Here is a 17,247-nt window from a genome sequence, read left to right as displayed (position 1 = left end):
ATCCGCCGCTACATCATCTGGCGCAACCGCCATGCCGACCACCGGCGCCTACGCGCCGTCGTGGACAGGGCAAACGTTGCCTGATGCGGCACTAGAGTCGCGCCGCCGATCGAGATGTAGCCCTCCCCCGGCTCGGCTCGCAACCGCTCGATCTCCTCCGCCAGGCCGCCGGAGGCCAGGCGGGCATTGCCCCGCACCGCCGACAGCGTGGTGGAGAACACCACCTTGGGGAGCGGCTTCCAGATCGCGGCCCACTCGAGCATGGAGTCGTCGAGCGATGGATCCTGGTCTGCGGTCTCCCAGTACAGCATCGTCTCGTACAGCCGTCGTCCCAACAGGTGGACGCCGACCTGTCGAATCTCGTCGATCCAGAAGCGAAAGACCTCCTCGTCGGGCGCCGTCCAGTCGAAGTCGCCGTCCGGCCCGACGATGTAGCCGTCAAGTGAGACGCTCATCGAATAGGTCACGCTGCGCATCAGAAGTCCTCCTCGGTAACGGGTTCGACAGTACGACCGCCGGACGCCGCAGGACTCATCGCGGCTCGCGGGATCCCTTGGGCCGAGTCACCTCACGAGATCATTTTCGTTGAGAAGACCTCAGTGGCTCTGTGGCGTCCGGCCACGGAGCCTCCGCAAAAACTCGTTTGGCGGACCACGGCGACCACTGCTACGTTTCCGGAGGCCGTGCGAGAGAACGAGGAGGTGGTACCCGTGAACGCAGTATCGACATGGGTGCTCCCCTCCGGGGTCACGGTCGGGCGATAGGTCGTCCGGGAGCGCCGTTCCAGAGCACTCCCGAAAGGCACGACCATGCAATTCACTTCTGAGCAGCGCCTCGACGACGGCGTCCTCGAGCGCGAATTCACCCTCGGCGAGATCCCCGGCACCCTGTGGACGCCTGGATCCGCACCGGCCCCGCTGATCCTGATGGCCCACAACAACGGCCTGCCCAAGGGGGAATCCCGGCTGGTGGCCCGGGCCCGGCACTCCGCGGCGTACGGCTACGCGGTGGCCTCCATCGACGCCCCCGGGTGCGGTGACCGGCCCCGTTCCGCCGTTGATGAGCAGGCTCGCGCCGACCTTCGCCGGGCGATGCAGGCCGGCGAGCCGGTCGATGAGATCTTCGAGTCCTTCATCGGCCCGCTGGTCGAAAGGGCGGTCCCGGAATGGCGGGCCACCCTGGACGCCCTCCTTTCGCTGCCCGAGATCGGCGGGCCGGTCGGGTACTCGGGGTGGACCGCTGTCGGCATTCGGCTGGCGGTGGTCGAGCCGCGTATCGCGGCCGCCGGTTTCTTCGCCGGGGGTTATGTGCCCCGCGCCCAGCGCGAGGAGGCCCGGCAGGTCACCGTTCCGCTGCTGTTCCTGCTGCAGTGGGACGACGAGGGGAACCCCCGGCAGCGGGCCCTGGACCTGTTCGACGCCTTCGGCAGCAAGGAGAAGACGCTGCACGCCAATCTGGGCGGGCACGTCGGCACCCCGTGGTTCGAGGTTGAGGACGGGGGCCGGTTCTTCGGCCGGCACCTGAAGTGAGGCCGGGCCGTCTGGCCGGCAGCAGACGGTAAGCGGCGTCGGCACCGCGTCGAGGTCCAGGTCACGCATGGCCACCCCGAGCTGCCGGTGGCCGTACTTGTCCCAGTCGGCGGCTTCTTGGACCAGGACGGCATCGACGTGCGGGGCGCCGACTCGTTCAGCCGCGCTGTTGATGCGCTCGGCCAGCTGCGGCCAGCGATGGTCCGGATCCCCCGCCCCGGTACGGAGGCCGCCGAGCCCGAGGTTCTGCACCGCGATCGTCAGCTCCATGCGCTCTCCCCTTGTATCTGATGTGCGCCCCATCCGGAAGATCGCTCGGACGCCCCTGGCACCGTAGCCACACCCCGCCCGCCCATGGGCCGATCACCCCAAGTCGAACGGGTTCCTGAGCGAGCGCGGTGAGCGGGGGTCACGTCATGGTGCCGGGCGCCGGATGTCGGCGTACACGCGCGCCCGCACCCCTGGTACTCCCGGTTCGCTGCGTACAGGGGGGTGATGCCGGAGGTGGCCCACCACTGCTTCAGCTCGGCCATTACGGCGTGGGCGGTTGTCTCGTCGTCGTCGGCGGCGGTGATGTCGAGAACCACAAGGCCGGGCTCATCGATGTGCTGGGCGTCGATCTTCATGCTGCCTCTGACGCGGCCATCGCCCGGCCGGGTTCGCCGGCGCCGTGCACGCCATCCGTACGAGTGAGGTGAGGCCCCGCCCTGCGGGGCCAGCGTCACCGCAAGCGGGGCGCCGATCGGCACTACGTCTATACCTACCCGGCGAAGAAGTCCGTCAGGGCCGTCGCTCACAAGGTCAAGACCTCGTGCCGGACCGACGTCAACCAGCCGCTGCCGATCCTGCTGCGTCAGCTCAATCCGATGCTGCGGGGCTGGTGCGCCTACTTCCGACCCGGCGTTTCCAGCGCCACGTTCCAGTACCTGCGCGAGCTTGTCTGGCGACAGGTGATGATCTGGATCAGGCGCAAACACCGCCGGATCACCTGGAAGGAACTCCGCCGCCGTTACTACGACGGCGGATGGTGGCCGACCAGCGAGGAGGTCACACTGTTCGACCCGGCAAAGGTACGCACGACGCGTTACCGATACCGGGGAACGGTTTTCCCCTCGCCCTGGCCGACCATGGAATGAGGAACCCGAGGAAGCACCACGGGATTTGTGGAGAGCCCGGTGCTCGGTAACGGGCACGCCGGGTTCGGGAGGCGGTCCGGGGAGACCCACCAGCAGCAATGCTGGCAGGGCGCCCCGGGCCGACCTCACCGAGCCGAGGGCAAGCGCCACACCCAGGCCGTCCTCGCCCTCGCCCGCCGCCGCGTCAACGTCCGCTGGGCCCTCCTCCGAGATGGACGGTGCTACGAGCCCGTGCCTCCCACCGCTCTCGCGGCTTGACAAACGGCATTAGGAATCGACGAGAAGAAGCGCACCCACCAGCCTTCGGAGAACGCTCAACGTTCGCTGCGACAGAACAGCTGAGGAGCGGTCATTGTGTCCAGCCGCCGCTGCTGTGGAGCGGGCGGCTATATGAAGCACTCCAGGATCAATGGCAGGTCCTCGAGCCACTTCTGGAGGCGGCTCCGTCTGCGAGCGGCAAGCAGGCACTGGTGGGTTGTGCCGTCATAGAGGCGGACGGTGACTCTGAGGTGTTTGGGTCCCTCGGCCGCGTATTCGACGATGCTGATCTCGGCCCAGGTGAACTGCAGAGCCCCGGACTTGGAGTCGAGCGTGACGCCCACGGCGTCGATCAAGAGCGAGGTCTCCAGCGCGACCGCCACGAAAGCGAGGTCGGTGTCAGCCGACACCTCGCCCACAGGGGCGGATTCGGTCGGGGCCTGGTGCACCGGGACAGCGCTGCGCGGCGCATGAGACGGGGGAGGGGAAGTGGCCACCGTGGGGGAGTATCTCGCGGTGGCCGGCGCGATCAGATCCAACAGGTGTCCTGACGTCGGCCGTTGATCCGGGCTTTTCGCCAGGCACGACGCCACGACCGGGCGCAGGCCATCTGGCACAGCGGTCAGATCCGGTGGCTCATGCACCGATCGATACATCATGCCCATCGGCGTGCCCGCCCCGAACGCGCTGCCACCCGCTGCCGCTACGAGCACAGCACCCAAAGCGAACACATCAGCAGCGCCGCCCACTTCCTGCCCCTGCGCCTGCTCGGGCGCCAAGAACCCCGGTGTTCCGAAGGCCATGCCAGTGGCCGTCAGACGGGTCGACTCCAATGCCCTCGCGATACCGAAGTCCAGGACCCGCGGGCCGTCCGCAGCCATGATGATATTTCCGGGTTTCAGGTCACGGTGCACCAAGCCGCAGCCGTGGATCGCCTCTAGTGCCTCGGCGAGAGCCGCGCCTAGCTGCCGCAGCTGAGCCTCATCCATCGGCCCCTCGGCCTCGAGTAGCGCGGCAAGCGTCGGCCCGGGAACATAGGCCGTGGCCAGCCAGGGCGCGGCCGCCGCCGGGTCCGCGTCCACCACAGGGGCCGTGTGGAAGCCGCCTACGCTGCGCGCGGCCGCAACCTCGGCGCGGAACCGCTCCCGGAAGTGTGGGTCGGCCGCGAGCTCCGGGCGCGCCACCTTCACGGCCACCGCACGTCCGCCTCGCGAGCGGGCCAGGTAGACGGTGCCCATCCCGCCGGCACCCAACTCCCGCTCCACGGCGTACCCGCCGATATGCTCCGGCAGGCCCGCACTGTCTGCCCCATACCTCATACGCTGTATGCCCCTCCTGTGCCCCGGCTCCTCAGTATGACTCAGGGCCCTGCGTCCCCTGCAGCTGTCCCATGGCGATGGCGGTCCTCGCTGCGTGGACGTCGGGCAGGAGCTGCCCGACGCGGGGCATGCCAAGCATGACGGTCTGGCAGTGGCCTACGCCGGCGGATCGGGAAGCGGCGAGCTGCGTCGGGTGTTTCAGCAGGCCAGAAGCTCACTGGAGGCAAAAAGGATCAGAACCCGTCGGGCGTCCATGCGGGGTCGTCCCAGGGGGCGGGGGCCTGGAGGTACGCCGTTGCGTCCACAGTGGCACGGCGCTGGTTCCCGGTGGGGGCATCGGGACTTGTGGCTGGCTGTTGGTGATTATGTTCTGCTCGAATCCGGCTGGGGTGAGCAAGTTGTAGACGCGGCCGACTTCGGATTCGACGCGGAAGCCGTGGCGGACCTTGGGTGTCACGCGCATTGTGCCGCGCGTGTTTCCGCTACAGGGCGAAGACAAAGTTCAGTTCCAGCGGGTGGGGCCGCCCGCTGGAACTGAAGGACAGACGCGGACTGCTGTGGACAGCAGCGCGAGCTACTGCAGTCGGTCAATGCAGGCTGGGGCCAGGGTGCGGATGCGTGACTCGGTCCCATTCTTCCGGGGTGACAAGGCGGTATTCCTCGGCTGGCCTGGTCGCGCGGCGGCGGGCGGTGAACGCGCCAGATCGGAATCCTCATCCCGGTCCGCCGCGCCAGGGAGCGATCCGAACAGGCACTCCACATCGACAGCCGCATGCGCAACAGTCTGATGCACCGGGTCCGTGCCCTCGGCTCCGTCAGACCAGCAGATCAGGCCCCTGCGGGCCGGTGAGACTCCCCGGACCTGCATCACTGGCAGTCGCTACACCCCCCCCTGAGCGCCCGGGGCCAGCGGATGTGCGCGTGGACCCGGAGGTCAAGCAGGTCGGCCCTGCCCCGCTCCGCAACCAGCCGTCGCCCCGGCACGATCTGCCCCCGCCCTACTGCGCCGGGTTGCGGGCTGAGTGCCTTTCCATGGCAGCTCAGGAGGGGTCACAGGTCCAGGGTCAGTCGGCCGCCGGGGGTACGGCAGCGGGAGACACAGATCATCATGGTTTCGTTGGCGGCGCGTTCCTCGTCGGTGAGGACGGCGTCGCGGTGGTCGGCCTCGCCCGAGAGTAGGTCGGTCTCGCAGGTGCCGCAGGTGCCCTCGGTGCAGGAGTAGAGGACGGTGACGCCCGCCTGCTGGACGGTCTGCAGGATGCTCCGGTCCGCCGGGACGGTCAACAGGTGGCCGGACTGGGCGAGTTCGACCTCGAACTCCGTGTCGCCGGAGGTGTCGGCAGCCGCGGGCGTGAAGCGTTCGAGGCGCAGCGCGGAAGCCGGGACGCGGGACTTGACGGCCTCCAGCAGCGACGCCGGGCCGCAGGTGTAGACGAGTTCGCCGGGCTGGAGGTCGGCCAGGTAGGCGTCGAGGTCGAGGTGGCCGGTGGCAAGGGTGACGCGGTTGGCTGGGTGGTGTGCCGTCACCTCCTCGACGAAGGCCATGGAGGAGCGCGAGCGGCCGCCGTACAGCAGCGACCAGTCCGAGGAGGAGGCCGAGGCCGCAGCCAGCATCGGGAGGATCGGGGTGATGCCGATGCCTCCGGCGACGAAGCGGTGGCGCGGCGCCGGCTCCAGCGGGAAGTGGTTGCGCGGGCCGCGCGACCGTACCCGGGCGCCGGGCTGGAGGGAGGCGTGGACGAAGTCCGAGCCGCCGCGGCCGTCCGCCTCGCGCAGGACGGCGATCCGCCACTCCGCGCTGTCGGGCGAGCCGCACAGCGAGTACTGCCGCTCCAGGCCCTCGGCCAGCAGCAGGTCCACGTGCGCGCCGGGCTGCCAGCCGGGCAGGGCCCGGCCAACAGCCTGACGTAGCGTCAGGGAGACCACGTCGACCGCCTCCTCGCGGCGGTCGGCGACGATCAGGTCGATGGTGTTGTTCACCGGGGGCGTCCTTAGCCTCGATCCACCGACGCGGTTTTGAAGTGGTCTCCGAGGGTTTGCGGGGTGGGTTCTGGACTGTCGGCCGGGTGTGGACAGGTGGTATCCGCTGGTCTGCCCAGCTTTTCCACGGGTTCGGTTCTGGTCGGGCCCTGGCGGGGCGGGTCGGGCAGAGGCGGTCAGGCCGGTTCGGGTGGGCGGTGGACGGTGTCGAACAACTGTGTCCACGCGTCTCGCCAGGGCCAGTTGTGCGGCAGGTGCAGTGTGATACGCCGTGCGGAGCGGGCGATCCGGGCCGGGACCTGGATCAGGTGGGCGCGGAGGGTGGCGGTGGTGGCCTTGGCGTGGAAGGCGGAGGTCAGTGCGCCGACTGCCCGCAGCAGGTTGTAGGCCATCGCCCACAGGGTGAGCCAGGCGGCGTTGGCGTTGAACTTCCCCGACGGCAGGTGGGCCAGGGCGGAGGCTTTGCTGTCCGCGATGACCTGCTCGACGACGGCGTGGTGACGGTGTTCCCGCTCAGCTTGGAGGGTCTCGGCGGGGTTGTCGGTGAAGAACGGGTGGTGGCGCCAGACCGGGAACAGCTCGCCCTGCTCTCCGACGACCGCGGGTTTGGCCAGGTCACGGACCCGGCGCACGATCAGCCGGGCCGTGACCCGCTCCGATTTCTTCCGGCTGGCGAACGCCGTGTATGCGGGGATCTCGGCGACTTCGGCGTCCGAGACGAGTTCGCCGGTCTCGGGGTCCGGCACCGCGGTCGGGTAGGTGATCTGCTGCCATGCCTTGTCGGGGATGGCAGCGATGGCCCGTTTGATGGAGGGGTTCATGCCGGTGGTGATGGAAAAGCGGGCGCCGGTCCGGCGGCAGGCGGCAATCACACCGGCGTTGTAGAACTGGGAGTCCGCGCGCAGGATGCGGGTGCCGGTGCAGCCGGCCTCGCGGGCGGTGGCCAGGGCCTCGCTGACGAACTTCGGGGCGCCACGGGAGTCGGCCGCCTTCCCACGCCGCAACCGCACTGTGGCGATCACCGGCCGGGAGTGCGGGGTGCAGATCGTGGCGAGCAAGGGGTGCAGGGTGCGGACGCCGTTGAACCGGCCGTACTCGGCGCCCTGCTTGGTGCGGCCGTAGACCCGTTTGTGGGTGGAGTCGACGTCGATGAACGCCGTTTGCCCCGCGCCGGGCAGCAGCGGGGTGTGCACGGCCAGTTCGCCGAGGAACCTTCGGTGCACAGCGTGGAGCTGGAGCGCATGACCGTGGGTGAACGCGCGCAGGAACGTGCCGAGCGTGGACGGGGCACGGATCCCGCCGAACAGGGTCGGCATCGCGCCGTGGCGCAGGACGTCCAGGTCGTCGATGCTGTCCGCGCCCACGGCCATCCCGGCGACGATGCTGGTGACCTTGGCGTTCGCTGCCGCACCCGCGCCGTTCCCCGCCCCGCTCAGCCTCACCTTCCCTACTGTCAGCCGGGCAAGCCCGCACCGCTCGGCCAGCCGCATCATCGGGACCAGCCCGGCATACGCGACCAGATTGGCGTCATCGAACGCGGCGGACACCGCCGAAAGGGCATGGGAAGATTGCATCTCGCGGGTGCTCTCTTGCTCTGTGGATGTGGAACCGTAGGAAGTCCCATCGTCCCAGCTCAGAGGGCATCCGCGTATTCATGCCCAAGCCTTGGACCGGCTATTGCTCGGCGGATCGAGGCTTAGGGGTGGGGTGGTCCGGGTGGGCGGGCATCCAGTCCCACATCTCGACAGGGTCCTGGCACTCGTGCTCCGCGTCGCAGTGGCAGGTGCCGAGCAGGACGTCGGTGCCGGGAAGCCAGCGGATGCGGAAGACGGAGGAGCTCGGGGATGGGCGCCGCACGCTCATCCCGCGGCCAGCTTGGCCAGGATCCGCCGCGCGGCCAGGCCGCCCGTGTCGATGTTGATGCTCAGCTCCTGGTAGCCCTCGGGCTCCGTGTCCAGGCAGCGCTGCAGCAGGTTGAGCGCGTCCACGTCCTGCATGACCACGGTGTGGTTGAAGTCCCGCAGGAAGGTGGTGACCTCCTCGTCTTCGACTGCGAAGTTCCGCGAGACGGCCCAGAAGTCGTAGACCTTGCCGGGCGCCGAGGGCGTGATCGCGTAGGTGATCTCGGTGCGGAACAGGGGAGCGTCCTGACCTGCGGGGCTGATCCGGCTGTGCAGCAAGTAGAGGCAGGGCGCGAAGTACTCGATGTCCTGCAGCCGCTGGATGCGTCCCTCGATGCCGGTCGACCGCGCGTAGAAGGGCGGGCACCCGGCGTCGAGCATGTGCCGGGAGACGCGGACGACACCCGCCTCCTCGTCGACCTCGGTGGTGATCGGGGTCTCTGCGACCTCCGGCGTGCCGATGTAGCCGCCGTGCAGGTAGGTCTCGTGGGAGAGGTCCATCAGGTTGTCGACCAGCAGGCCGTAGTCGCCGTCGATGGGCTCCATGCCGCTGACGGTGACCCAGCCCTCCTCGACCAGGTGCGGGGCGCGCGGAATCGTGGCGGGGTCGGCCTGCTCGGGGTCGCCGATCCAGACCCAGACGAAGGAGTCGACCTCGGCCACCGGGTAGGAACTCACCCGCGCGGTACGGGGGATGCGCTTCTGGCCGGGGACGAAGACGCAGGTGCCAGTGGTGTCGTAGGTGAAGCCGTGGTAGCCGCAGACCACCTTGTCGCCGTCGAGGCGGCTCTCAGAGAGCGGGAAGCGGCGGTGCACGCAGCGGTCGGCGAGGGCGACGGCCTCGCCCTCCTCGGTGCGGTACAGCGCGATCGGCTCACCCAGGATGGTGCGGCCCAGCAGGTCGCGGCCGACCTCGGCGGACCAGGCAGCGACATACCACTGGTTACGGGCGAAGGCTGAGTGCGTGGTCATGGCAGGAGTCCCGTCCCTCTACGGCGGAGCGCCGGTGCTCCGCGTGGGGACAGGTTCCTGACCGCGTGCGACCCCGGACAACGGCACTTCCGCCTGACGGAAGTCCCGGCTCAACCCAATACGGGTTGCCAGCCCAGGGCTCGGGAGATGCCGAGACCGGCCACCCGGACGGCGGGGACGAGCGCAGGTGTCTGCGCGCCCGCGACCGGAACGACGACCGAGACGGCCGCGACTACCTCTCCGCGCGGCCCGCGCACCGGCGTGGCCACGGACAGGGCGTCGTCGGTGATCTGGCGGTCGCTCACCGCGCTGCCGCTGCGCCGCACTTCGGCCAGCATCCGGCGCAGCTGCGCCGGGTCCGTGACGGTGAAGGGAGTGAACGCGGCAAGCTTCCCGGCGCAGTAGCGGTCCTGCAGCGCGACGTCCCCGTAGGCGAGCAGGACCAGGCCGACGCCGGTGGCGTGCAGCGGCCAGCGGGCGCCGACCCGACTGCGGACACCGACGGCGGAACGGCCGGAGATGCGCTCGGTATAGACGACCTCCAGGCCGTCGCGCACGGCGAGCTGCACGTTCTCGTGGGTGGTCTCGTACAGGTCCTCCAGGAAGGGCATCGCCGCCTGCCGCAGGCCCACCCCGCGCGGGGCCAGCGCGGCGACCTCCCACAGCCGCAGGCCCACGTGGTAGCAGCCGTCCTCGGTGCGTTCGAGCGCACCCCAGTCGGCGAGCGCGCCGACCAGCCGGTGCGCGGTGGGCAGCGGGAGGTTGGCGCGCTGGGCGATCTGAGTCAGCGTCAGTGCGGGATGCGCCTGCTCGAACGCGCCAAGCACGTCGAGCAGGCGGTCGGCCGCCGAGCGGGCGGGGGGAGAGCCGGGCATGGGACCATGATGCCCGGTCAGCTGCCGGCCTCACCTGTGGCCTCCGCCGGCTCGGCGATCCGCAGCAACAGGGCGGGGCGCTCCTTCGGACCTGCCCCCTGGGCCCAGGGCACATCAATTCTCACCGAACCCGGGTGCAGCCAGAGGGGACGGTCAAGCTGCACGATCCGGACCAGCAGGCCGCTGCCGTCTCGTACCAGGACGGTCGGGGTGCTGTGGACGACGACGGGGTGGCCGCCGGGGGCACCACGGAGCGGACCCTGCCGCTCGGCGGTGTCATTCAGCGGGCCACCCTCGGCTATCTGCTGCTCAACGCGAACAAGGTCGTCGCGACGAGCCGGCGGGGTGAAGGCACTGAAGCTTCCCCTCGATATTGGACGCCTGGAGACTGGGACGTGGCCTCAACCGCACACGTGCCACGATCACATGCGCGTTTGGGTCACATAACGGTGAAGTCGGCCGCCTTGGTGTCCAGCGTAGTGGTGCCGTCCTCGGCGCCGGCCAGGACGGCGACGTGCCAGACACCGTGTGGGGACGCCTTGGCTTCGGCGCGGGTGATGGTGACCGCGTAGGTGCAGCGCACAGTGTCCTCACCGAAGGGCTTGCAGACGGCCGACTCCACGGCGGCCATGTCCTTGGTGGTCAGCCCCTGCTCGGCGAAGGACGAGTTCGCCGGCCAGGCCAGGACCTTCACGTCTTTGACGCCAGAGGACGCCGTGACGTCAGTGGTGAAGGTCAACGAGCCATCGCGGTCGCCGTCGGGGGCAGCGTAATGGGCAGTGCTGTGCGTCAGAGAGGGAGGCTGCTCCCCGGCGTAGGCGAGGGCGAAGGCCCCGGCACCTCCGAGGACGACGACACCGGCGGCCACGGACAGAATGATACGTCGGGGCATGAGAGGTTCTCCGTAATCGTCGGTTCTGAAAGGTGTTCGTAATGAGTCGAGGCTTGATCGTCGTGGATGTGCAGAACGATTTCTGCGAAGGAGGGAGCGTTCCCGTCGCGGGAGGCGCGCGGATCGCCTCGGCGATCGCCGATCTGGTCGAGCAGAGCACAGGTCGTGACTACCAGTACGTTGTGGCCACCCGGGATCACCACATCGATCCGGGCGGCCATTTCTCCGAGACACCGGACTTCCACCGTGACAGGGAACGAAGGCAGTGAATTCCATCCCCACTTCGCGCCCGTCGTCACGGACGGCAAGGTACACGCCGTCTTCTTCAAGGGCGCCCACAGTGCCTCCAAGAGCGGCTTCGAAGGCGCGGACGCGGCGGGAATTCCCCTGGCGAACTGGCTGCGCACCCGCGGGGTCGAGGAAGTCGACGTGGTGGGCATCGCGACGGATCACTGCGTGCGCGCGACCGCCCTGGATGCTGTCGCGGCGGGATTCCGCGCACGGGTACGTCTCGACTACACGGTCGGGGTAGCCCCGCACACAACAGCCGCCGCCCTGAACGACTTCCGCCAGGCAGGCATTGCGGTATCCGGCGAGGCACCGGTACCGGAATAGTCCTGGCCCCGGGTGGCCTACCTTTGGTTTCTCGGGTAGCCCACCCGGTGCCGGGCGAGGGGTTGGTGGACCGTTCATCGCTCACGAACGTTGGCCCCGGATACCCGACCACACCCCATTGCGCACCCTGAGGGGTGGGGCGGCGCGGGTCGGGAGGAGCACCCCGCACAGCGCGTTGGGCGTCTGTGGGATTCGACCACGGGGTGGCCGCGTGAGGTGTGCCTACAGGTGTCGGGGCCTTGGGATACAAGCCCGTATGTGTCAGCACGTCGTCGGGCTGGGCGAAGCGGCAGTGAGAACAACGGCAGGCGATCGCGCCCCCAGCGCGGGAGTCACGGAGTGGTCAGCTCACCGCAGGCAGCGCCTGGGTAAACCACCTCGACGACGTCATCGGGACCATCGAGGCGGGCAGGTACGCCGACCCCGCCGTCCTCGACCGCGACCCGTTCGCCGGCCCGCCCGAGGAGATCGCCACCACCAAGGTCGTACGGACGTACGTCGAAGGCCAGCAGGTATACGCAGCGACCCGCTGACCGGCCTGCACCGCGTCACGCCCGTATGTGGTGCCAGGCGCGGCCGGCTGGTACATCCCCGAGTGCCTCACTGTCATGAAAACGGTGCGTGTAACGGTGGTTGGCCGGTTGCGGCAGCGGGGTCCTTGCCCAGTCCTTCCGGCCGCTGGAGATTGGTCAGCCATTGCCCGACCGGCTTGTCGAGGGCGGCGTCGAGGCTCTCCGGAGGACATCAGGGTCGCTCAGCTGCCCATCGCACCTTGCTTCTCCCCTGGCCGAAGAGGCCCGGAGGGGATTGAGGACATAGGCCGACCTATATGCCTCCTATGGTCAGCCCATGACCACTTATTCGGAGAGTTCGGCCTCATTTCTTCCAGGCGAGCGCGGTGAACTGCTGCGCGCACTGGCCGAGCAGCGGGAGTTGCTGCTCATCACGGTCCGCGGCATCACCGACGCGCAGGCTGCGCAGCGCACAACCGTGAGTGAACTCACGCTGGGTGGGATCGTGAAGCACATGGCCCGCGGCGAGCAGGTGTGGACGCAGATCCTGGTCAAGGGGGACGGAGAGCTGCCGGACGGCATGCTCGACACCGGGCAGTACCGCATGGCCGAGGGCGAAACACTCCCGGGGTTGCTGAAGCTCTACGCGGGCGCGGCACAGGCGACCGAAGAGGCTGTGAGCGCTCTGCCGGACTTGGACAGGAGCGTGCCCCTTCCCAGGACTCCTTGGTCCCCGCCGGAGACGGTCTACTGGCCGGCGCGCCGGATCCTGTTGCACCTGATCAGGGAAACGGCCCAGCACGCCGGGCACGCGGACATCATCCGGGAAGCACTGGACGGGGCCAGCACCACCGCTCAACGGTGATCGCACGGGTGGCCTGTGCCCGGACTGCGAGCACACCCGCCGCGAAGCCGAACGAGAGTGCCAGGCCGCCGAGGAAGCCGCCCGCAACAACGGCATCCTCGCCCGGCTCCGTTCCCGGGCCGTTGACCGGTAGACGCCCAGCCAAGCAGCGCCGGATGGCCCGAGACGAGTATGGCGATGCCCGCGCCGGACATGTTCCGTGCGGGCATCGCCATTGTTCCGTCACGCAGCTGCCCAGTTGAGTCCGAGGTCGGCGAGTTGCTGGTGTCCAGGAGCGGATCTTCTGATCAGTGGCTTTATCGAGCAGTAGTGACGTCACTTGTCGACGGGTTTGGAAGGCACTCAAAACCACTGGTTTCGTTGATTTCCAGGAACAGCGTTTGTCGACGGTCTTCGGAGGCGGTTGGCGATCACGAGGCTCCGAAATGTCGAGCAGAAATGACGGCAGTGCGGTGGTGGGGTCTGAGGAACATCCACGTCAGGGGTGCGTGCCCCCGGGCGGACGCCGGCGGTCATCCCGTTCGATGCGGTGGCTTGTAGAGGTCGTCAAGGCGGAGTGGCGCGGGCTGGGGCAGGGGTGTGCCGTCCGTCGGCAGGCAGGACTGGAGGAAGTAGGCGAGCAGGCGGCGGGATGCGGCCATGGAGGCCGCCGGGGACTCTCGCACGACGCCGTTGTTGGCCAGGAGCAGGAGGGTAACGTCGGGTGGCTTGTCACGCAGCCTTCGCCGGGTAATCGACCTGCCGCTCGTGGGCCAGCAGACTGTTTCCAAGACCTGATCTTGGAGGTGGTCGTGGGACGTCGACCGAGTGTGTTCGTCCGGCCGGTGACCATGGAGGAAGGCCGGAAGCTGCAGCGGATCAGCCGCACAGCGAAGGACCCGGTGAAACTCCGCCGGGCGATCGTGGTGCTGATGTCCGCCCAGGGGCAGACAGCCAGGGACATCACCACGCTGATGCAGGTTGGCGAGGACTACGTCCGCGATGTCATCCACGCCTTCAACGAGCGGGGGTTTGACGCGCTGGACCCAAAATGGAGCGGGGGGCGCCCCAAGACAATCAGTGACCAGGTGCGCGAGCACATCTGCCTGATCGCCCGGACGTCCCCCGCCGACTGGAAGATCACCGCCTTCTCCACCTGGAGCCTGAGCAAGCTCGCCGACCACCTCATCAAGCAGAAGGTGACTGCGGCCGTCAGCCGGGAGACCCTGCGCCGCATCCTGCGCGCCGGCAAGGTTTCCTGGAGGACCACCACCACGTGGAAGGCGTCCACCGACCCGGAGTTCATCGCCAAGATGCACCGCATCCTGGCGCTCTACGACACCCCGCCGACGGACGGCCGGGTGATATGCGTCGACGAGTTCGGACCGCTGAACCTCATGCCCCGCAAGGGCAAGGCATGGGGGCCGGTGAGGCGTCCGCGCAGGCTGCGGGCGACCTATAACCGTTATGGCGGCGTGATGCACATGCTCGCCGCCCTCGATCTGGCCACCGGCAAGCTGTACTACCGCATCCGTCCCCGCAAGCGCTGGCGCGAGTTCCTCGGCCTGCTCAAGGCCCTGCGTGCGCGCTGGCCTGGGGAGAAGCTGTATGTGGTGCTGGACAACTTCTCCCCGCACAAGCATGCCCAGGTGCGGGCCTGGACCGCTGGCAACGACGTCGAGCTGGTCTTCCTGCCGACCTACGGCTCCTGGCTGAACTGGATCGAGGCCGAGTTCGCGGCACTGCGCTACTTCGCCCTGAACGGCACCGACCATCGCAGCCACGGCGAGCAGAACGCGGCCATCGCCGCCTACATCCGCTGGCGCAATGCCCGCGCCGAGCCGAAGACGGCGTTCGCGCCCGACTCACCGATCCGGTCCTGGACCGAATACCCGGCCAGGTTGAGTGCCGAGCCTTTGGTTCCTACGCGGCCGCCGCCACTGTGCCGGGAGCGTCAACTTCGCGGCAGCTGATTCACCCTGAGCAAGGGTGGGCGTAAGAGGTGCAACAGGGGCTTTCGGTCAAGACAGTGGTGGCACGAGAGAGATGGGAGGCGTGTGTGGCGGGAGCGGTGTGCCGACGGCGGGGGTGTCCCGGGGCCGGCTTCGCAAACTTGCCGCGCGGGGTTGGCTGACCCCATTCACACATCACTTTACGTGCTCACGTGAATGCGGTGCGCTACCAGGTGTTTCGGCTCCGCCACGGTGCGCAGATGTGCGGCCAGTCGGCGGTGCACTCCAGCAGCATCGACTCGAGGGGAAGAACCATGACTACACCTCCTGCTGCTCCGCTCCGGGTTGCCCTGGTCAACGGCAGCTTCGAACAACCCGCCGTGACCGGTGTGGAGATCCTGCCGGACGCCTCACAGACGCAGGCGGCCAAGCGGGTCCCGGGCTGGCTCACCACCGCCTCGGACCACATGATCGAGCTGTGGCATTCGGGCTACAACGGTGTGCCGGCAGCCGAGGGCGCCCAGTTCGCCGAGCTCAACGCGTACCAGGTCTCCACGCTCTACCAGGACCTGCCGACCACGCCCGGCACGAAGCTGTACTGGCGGCTGTACCACCGTGGCCGCCAGGGGGATGACACCATGGCGCTGGACATCGGCGCGCCGGGCTCCACGGTGCAACAGAGGCGCTTCACCGACGGCAAAACCGCCTGGGGTTACTACACCGGCACCTACACCGTCCCGGCAGGCCAGACGCTGACGCGCTTCGCCTTCCGTTCCATCTCTGCCGCCGGCGGCAACCCCAGCGTCGGCAACTTCCTGGACGGCATCTTCTTCGGCACCGCCCCCTACGTGGAACTCGCCAAGACCGCTGTTCCCGCAGGGCCGCTGGAAGTGGGCGACGTCGTCACCTACCGCATCACCGCCAAGAACGAGGGCGGCGGCGGCGCCGAGAACCTCGTCCTGACCGACGTCGTCCCGCAGGGAACGACGTACCTGCCCGGTTCCCTGCGTATCGTCGACGGCCCGAATGCCGGAGCGAAGAGCGACGCGCAAGGTGACGACCAGGCGTACTACGACGCTGCGGCGGACAAGGTCGTCTTCCATCTCGGCGACGGCGCTTCCGGCGTGGCGGGGGGCAGCCTGCCCAACACCGAAACCCTGCCGGCAGGGACCACGGTGGAGTACCGGGTCACCATCGACCGGGCCAGCGGCGGCAAGCAGGTCAGCAACACCGCAACCGCCTCCTACGAGAACCGGCTCGGCGACACGCCTGAGCCATTGACGTCCACCTCCAACGAGCAGGTCACGGAGGTCAAACCGGCTGCAGACCTGGCCGTGACGAAGGCAGCCGACGCGACCTCCGTCACCGTCGGCCAGACCGTGACCTACCGCATCACCGTCCGCAACACCGGCCCGAACCAGGCCACCGGTGTCACCGTCACCGACCAACTCCCCGACGGCCTCACCTTCCTGTCCGCCGACGGCACACCCGGAAGCTACGACCCGGCCACCGGGCAGTGGACCGTAGGCGACCTGGCCGACGGCGCCACCGCCACGCTCGTGCTGCGGGCCAAGGCCACCAAGGCCGGCCTAACCAGCAACACCGCAACCGCCACCAGCAACGAAAAGGACCCCGACACCACCAACAACACCGACACCGTCACCATCTGCGTCGAACCCGCCCCCTCCTGCTGCGACCCCTGCTCCACCCAGAAGTAGCCCCCAGGCATGCGCCTCACAGGCTGCTGCCGACAACCGCCCCCGGCACGCCCCCGGTCGGGGACACGGCCGGGGGCACGGCCGGGGGCACGGTCACGGCCTCAAATGGCGATGGCGAGCTGACAGCTGAAGGGCAGCACGCGGATCGCTGCACCCGCTAATCACGGCCCCCGCGGAACCCGCCCGCAACGTCAACGGCGATCCCGTCGCCGCGTTGTCGCGGCATCGGAAGGCGCTGATCCTCCAGTCGGCAGGGGGACGTCCGGGCGATCAGGCAGATGTGCTCACGCACCCGGTCACTGATCGTCTTGAGGTGTCCCCCGCTCCATTTTGGGTCCAGTGCGGTAAACCCCCGCTCGTTGAAGGTCTGGATGACATCGCGGACGTGGTCTTTGCTGACCTGCATCAACGTGGTTATGTCCTCGACCATCTGGGCGGACGTCAGCACCACGATTCGCCCGGTGGAGCCTGACGGGGTCCTTTGAGGTCGGGCTAATCCGCTGCAGCTTCCGCTCTCGTCCATCGTGACCGGCCGAACGAACACACTCGGTCGACGTCCCACGACCACCTCCAAGATCAGGTCTTGGAAACAGTCTGCTGGCCCACGAGCGGCAGGTCGATTACCCGGCCGACGTTGCGTGACGAGCCACTAGTGCCGCATCAGGCAACGTTTGCCCTGTCCACGACGGCGCGTAGGCGCCGGTGGTCGGCATGGCGGTTGCGCCAGATGATGTAGCGGCGGAT

At 68.6% G+C, this 17,247-nt stretch carries 18 protein-coding genes and 2 pseudogenes; 9 read left to right on the top strand and 11 right to left on the bottom strand.

All coding sequences use genetic code 11. The features are described 5' to 3' along the window. Positions 1–8: 8 nt before the first annotated feature. Complete coding sequence (locus ACZ7IB_RS46630; RefSeq protein WP_470921271.1) at positions 9–476, bottom strand: dihydrofolate reductase family protein; 468 nt, start codon at positions 474–476, stop codon at positions 9–11. 333 nt (positions 477–809) lie between these two features. Here ACZ7IB_RS46630 and ACZ7IB_RS46625 point away from each other — a divergent pair, with 333 nt between their 5' ends. Together ACZ7IB_RS46625 and ACZ7IB_RS46620 are read left to right on the top strand one after the other, a co-directional pair. Continuing rightward, positions 810–1,529 (top strand): dienelactone hydrolase family protein, encoded by a 720-nt coding sequence (locus tag ACZ7IB_RS46625; RefSeq protein ID WP_470921269.1) that lies wholly within the window; start codon positions 810–812, stop codon positions 1,527–1,529. Between the two features lie 87 nt (positions 1,530–1,616). Next, positions 1,617–1,820 (top strand): hypothetical protein, encoded by a 204-nt coding sequence (locus tag ACZ7IB_RS46620; RefSeq protein WP_470921275.1) that lies wholly within the window; start codon positions 1,617–1,619, stop codon positions 1,818–1,820. On the opposite strand, the gene ACZ7IB_RS46615 is transcribed toward ACZ7IB_RS46620, so the two are convergent. Continuing rightward, on the bottom strand, positions 1,790–2,155 hold the full coding sequence (locus tag ACZ7IB_RS46615; protein WP_470921268.1) for a DUF6207 family protein: 366 nt from the start codon (positions 2,153–2,155) through the stop codon (positions 1,790–1,792). The two genes, ACZ7IB_RS46620 and ACZ7IB_RS46615, sit on opposite strands and share 31 nt — an antisense overlap. 81 nt (positions 2,156–2,236) lie before the next feature. On the opposite strand from ACZ7IB_RS46615, the gene ACZ7IB_RS46610 reads away from it, so the two are divergent. Both ACZ7IB_RS46610 and ACZ7IB_RS46605 read left to right on the top strand, forming a co-directional pair. After that, positions 2,237–2,665 carry a group II intron maturase-specific domain-containing protein gene (locus tag ACZ7IB_RS46610; RefSeq protein WP_470921274.1) on the top strand — a complete coding sequence of 143 codons (429 nt, stop codon included), beginning with the start codon at positions 2,237–2,239 and terminating at the stop codon, positions 2,663–2,665. 129 nt (positions 2,666–2,794) lie between these two features. Beyond that, a pseudogene (locus ACZ7IB_RS46605) lies at positions 2,795–2,923 on the top strand (IS110 family transposase); the annotation flags it as partial. Positions 2,924–3,051: 128 nt separating this feature from the next. On the opposite strand, the gene ACZ7IB_RS46600 reads toward ACZ7IB_RS46605, so the two are convergent. From ACZ7IB_RS46600 to ACZ7IB_RS46570, 7 genes are all read right to left on the bottom strand, one after another. Beyond that, entirely contained in the window at positions 3,052–4,242 is a 1,191-nt protein-coding gene (locus ACZ7IB_RS46600; protein ID WP_470921267.1) for a serine/threonine-protein kinase, read from the bottom strand. A gap of 1,050 nt (positions 4,243–5,292) precedes the next feature. Further along, positions 5,293–6,222: a PDR/VanB family oxidoreductase gene (locus ACZ7IB_RS46595; RefSeq protein ID WP_470921266.1), complete on the bottom strand. Its 930-nt coding sequence runs from the start codon at positions 6,220–6,222 to the stop codon at positions 5,293–5,295. 176 nt (positions 6,223–6,398) lie between these two features. Further along, positions 6,399–7,796 carry an IS1380 family transposase gene (locus tag ACZ7IB_RS46590; protein WP_470921264.1) on the bottom strand — a complete coding sequence of 466 codons (1,398 nt, stop codon included), beginning with the start codon at positions 7,794–7,796 and terminating at the stop codon, positions 6,399–6,401. A gap of 100 nt (positions 7,797–7,896) precedes the next feature. Further along, positions 7,897–8,085, bottom strand: a complete 189-nt coding sequence (locus ACZ7IB_RS46585) for a hypothetical protein (RefSeq protein WP_470921263.1) — start codon at positions 8,083–8,085, stop codon at positions 7,897–7,899. After that, a complete protein-coding gene (locus ACZ7IB_RS46580) occupies positions 8,082–9,095 on the bottom strand; it encodes an aromatic ring-hydroxylating dioxygenase subunit alpha (protein ID WP_470921262.1) in 1,014 nt (337 codons plus the stop codon). The genes ACZ7IB_RS46585 and ACZ7IB_RS46580 overlap by 4 nt, the downstream gene beginning before the upstream one ends. Positions 9,096–9,205: 110 nt before the next feature. Next, positions 9,206–9,970, bottom strand: coding sequence for an IclR family transcriptional regulator (locus ACZ7IB_RS46575; RefSeq protein WP_470921261.1), 765 nt, complete (start codon positions 9,968–9,970; stop codon positions 9,206–9,208). Positions 9,971–10,409: 439 nt separating this feature from the next. Beyond that, positions 10,410–10,862 carry a DUF5707 domain-containing protein gene (locus ACZ7IB_RS46570; RefSeq protein WP_470921260.1) on the bottom strand — a complete coding sequence of 151 codons (453 nt, stop codon included), beginning with the start codon at positions 10,860–10,862 and terminating at the stop codon, positions 10,410–10,412. A gap of 41 nt (positions 10,863–10,903) precedes the next feature. Here ACZ7IB_RS46570 and ACZ7IB_RS46565 point away from each other — a divergent pair. From ACZ7IB_RS46565 to ACZ7IB_RS46555, 3 genes and pseudogenes are all read left to right on the top strand, one after another. After that, a pseudogene (locus tag ACZ7IB_RS46565) lies at positions 10,904–11,477 on the top strand (isochorismatase family protein). Between the two features lie 311 nt (positions 11,478–11,788). Next, positions 11,789–12,010, top strand: coding sequence for an amidohydrolase family protein (locus ACZ7IB_RS46560; RefSeq protein WP_470921272.1), 222 nt, complete (start codon positions 11,789–11,791; stop codon positions 12,008–12,010). A 316-nt stretch (positions 12,011–12,326) separates the two neighbouring features. Continuing rightward, entirely contained in the window at positions 12,327–12,854 is a 528-nt protein-coding gene (locus ACZ7IB_RS46555; RefSeq protein ID WP_470921258.1) for a DinB family protein, read from the top strand. 512 nt (positions 12,855–13,366) lie between these two features. Here ACZ7IB_RS46555 and ACZ7IB_RS46550 read toward each other — a convergent pair. Beyond that, positions 13,367–13,519, bottom strand: a complete 153-nt coding sequence (locus tag ACZ7IB_RS46550) for a hypothetical protein (protein WP_470921257.1) — start codon at positions 13,517–13,519, stop codon at positions 13,367–13,369. A 126-nt stretch (positions 13,520–13,645) separates the two neighbouring features. On the opposite strand from ACZ7IB_RS46550, the gene ACZ7IB_RS46545 reads away from it, so the two are divergent. Further along, entirely contained in the window at positions 13,646–14,806 is a 1,161-nt protein-coding gene (locus ACZ7IB_RS46545) for an IS630 family transposase (protein ID WP_470921255.1), read from the top strand. 293 nt (positions 14,807–15,099) lie between these two features. Further along, a complete protein-coding gene (locus tag ACZ7IB_RS46540) occupies positions 15,100–16,503 on the top strand; it encodes an isopeptide-forming domain-containing fimbrial protein (protein WP_470921254.1) in 1,404 nt (467 codons plus the stop codon). Positions 16,504–16,660: 157 nt separating this feature from the next. On the opposite strand, the gene ACZ7IB_RS46535 is transcribed toward ACZ7IB_RS46540, so the two are convergent. Then, positions 16,661–16,954, bottom strand: a complete 294-nt coding sequence (locus tag ACZ7IB_RS46535) for a hypothetical protein (protein ID WP_470921253.1) — start codon at positions 16,952–16,954, stop codon at positions 16,661–16,663. Positions 16,955–17,247: the final 293 nt, after the last annotated feature.

Source organism: Streptomyces sp. NPDC037301 (assembly GCF_055602785.1).
The sequence above is the reverse complement of the archived record's forward strand: the minus strand, read 5'-3'. Positions and strand labels throughout refer to the sequence as shown.

Excerpts from the sequence above, each read along its gene's own strand:
- ACZ7IB_RS46630 (WP_470921271.1), bottom strand. The coding sequence starts at position 476 with ATGCGCAGCGTGACCTATTCGATGAGCGTCTCACTTGACGGCTACATC.
- ACZ7IB_RS46625 (WP_470921269.1), top strand. The coding sequence starts at position 810 with ATGCAATTCACTTCTGAGCAGCGCCTCGACGACGGCGTCCTCGAGCGC.
- ACZ7IB_RS46615 (WP_470921268.1), bottom strand. The coding sequence starts at position 2,155 with ATGAAGATCGACGCCCAGCACATCGATGAGCCCGGCCTTGTGGTTCTC.
- ACZ7IB_RS46600 (WP_470921267.1), bottom strand. The coding sequence starts at position 4,242 with ATGAGGTATGGGGCAGACAGTGCGGGCCTGCCGGAGCATATCGGCGGG.
- ACZ7IB_RS46590 (WP_470921264.1), bottom strand. The coding sequence starts at position 7,796 with ATGCAATCTTCCCATGCCCTTTCGGCGGTGTCCGCCGCGTTCGATGAC.
- ACZ7IB_RS46585 (WP_470921263.1), bottom strand. The coding sequence starts at position 8,085 with ATGAGCGTGCGGCGCCCATCCCCGAGCTCCTCCGTCTTCCGCATCCGC.
- ACZ7IB_RS46580 (WP_470921262.1), bottom strand. The coding sequence starts at position 9,095 with ATGACCACGCACTCAGCCTTCGCCCGTAACCAGTGGTATGTCGCTGCC.
- ACZ7IB_RS46575 (WP_470921261.1), bottom strand. The coding sequence starts at position 9,970 with ATGCCCGGCTCTCCCCCCGCCCGCTCGGCGGCCGACCGCCTGCTCGAC.
- ACZ7IB_RS46570 (WP_470921260.1), bottom strand. The coding sequence starts at position 10,862 with ATGCCCCGACGTATCATTCTGTCCGTGGCCGCCGGTGTCGTCGTCCTC.
- ACZ7IB_RS46555 (WP_470921258.1), top strand. The coding sequence starts at position 12,327 with ATGACCACTTATTCGGAGAGTTCGGCCTCATTTCTTCCAGGCGAGCGC.
- ACZ7IB_RS46540 (WP_470921254.1), top strand. The coding sequence starts at position 15,100 with ATGACTACACCTCCTGCTGCTCCGCTCCGGGTTGCCCTGGTCAACGGC.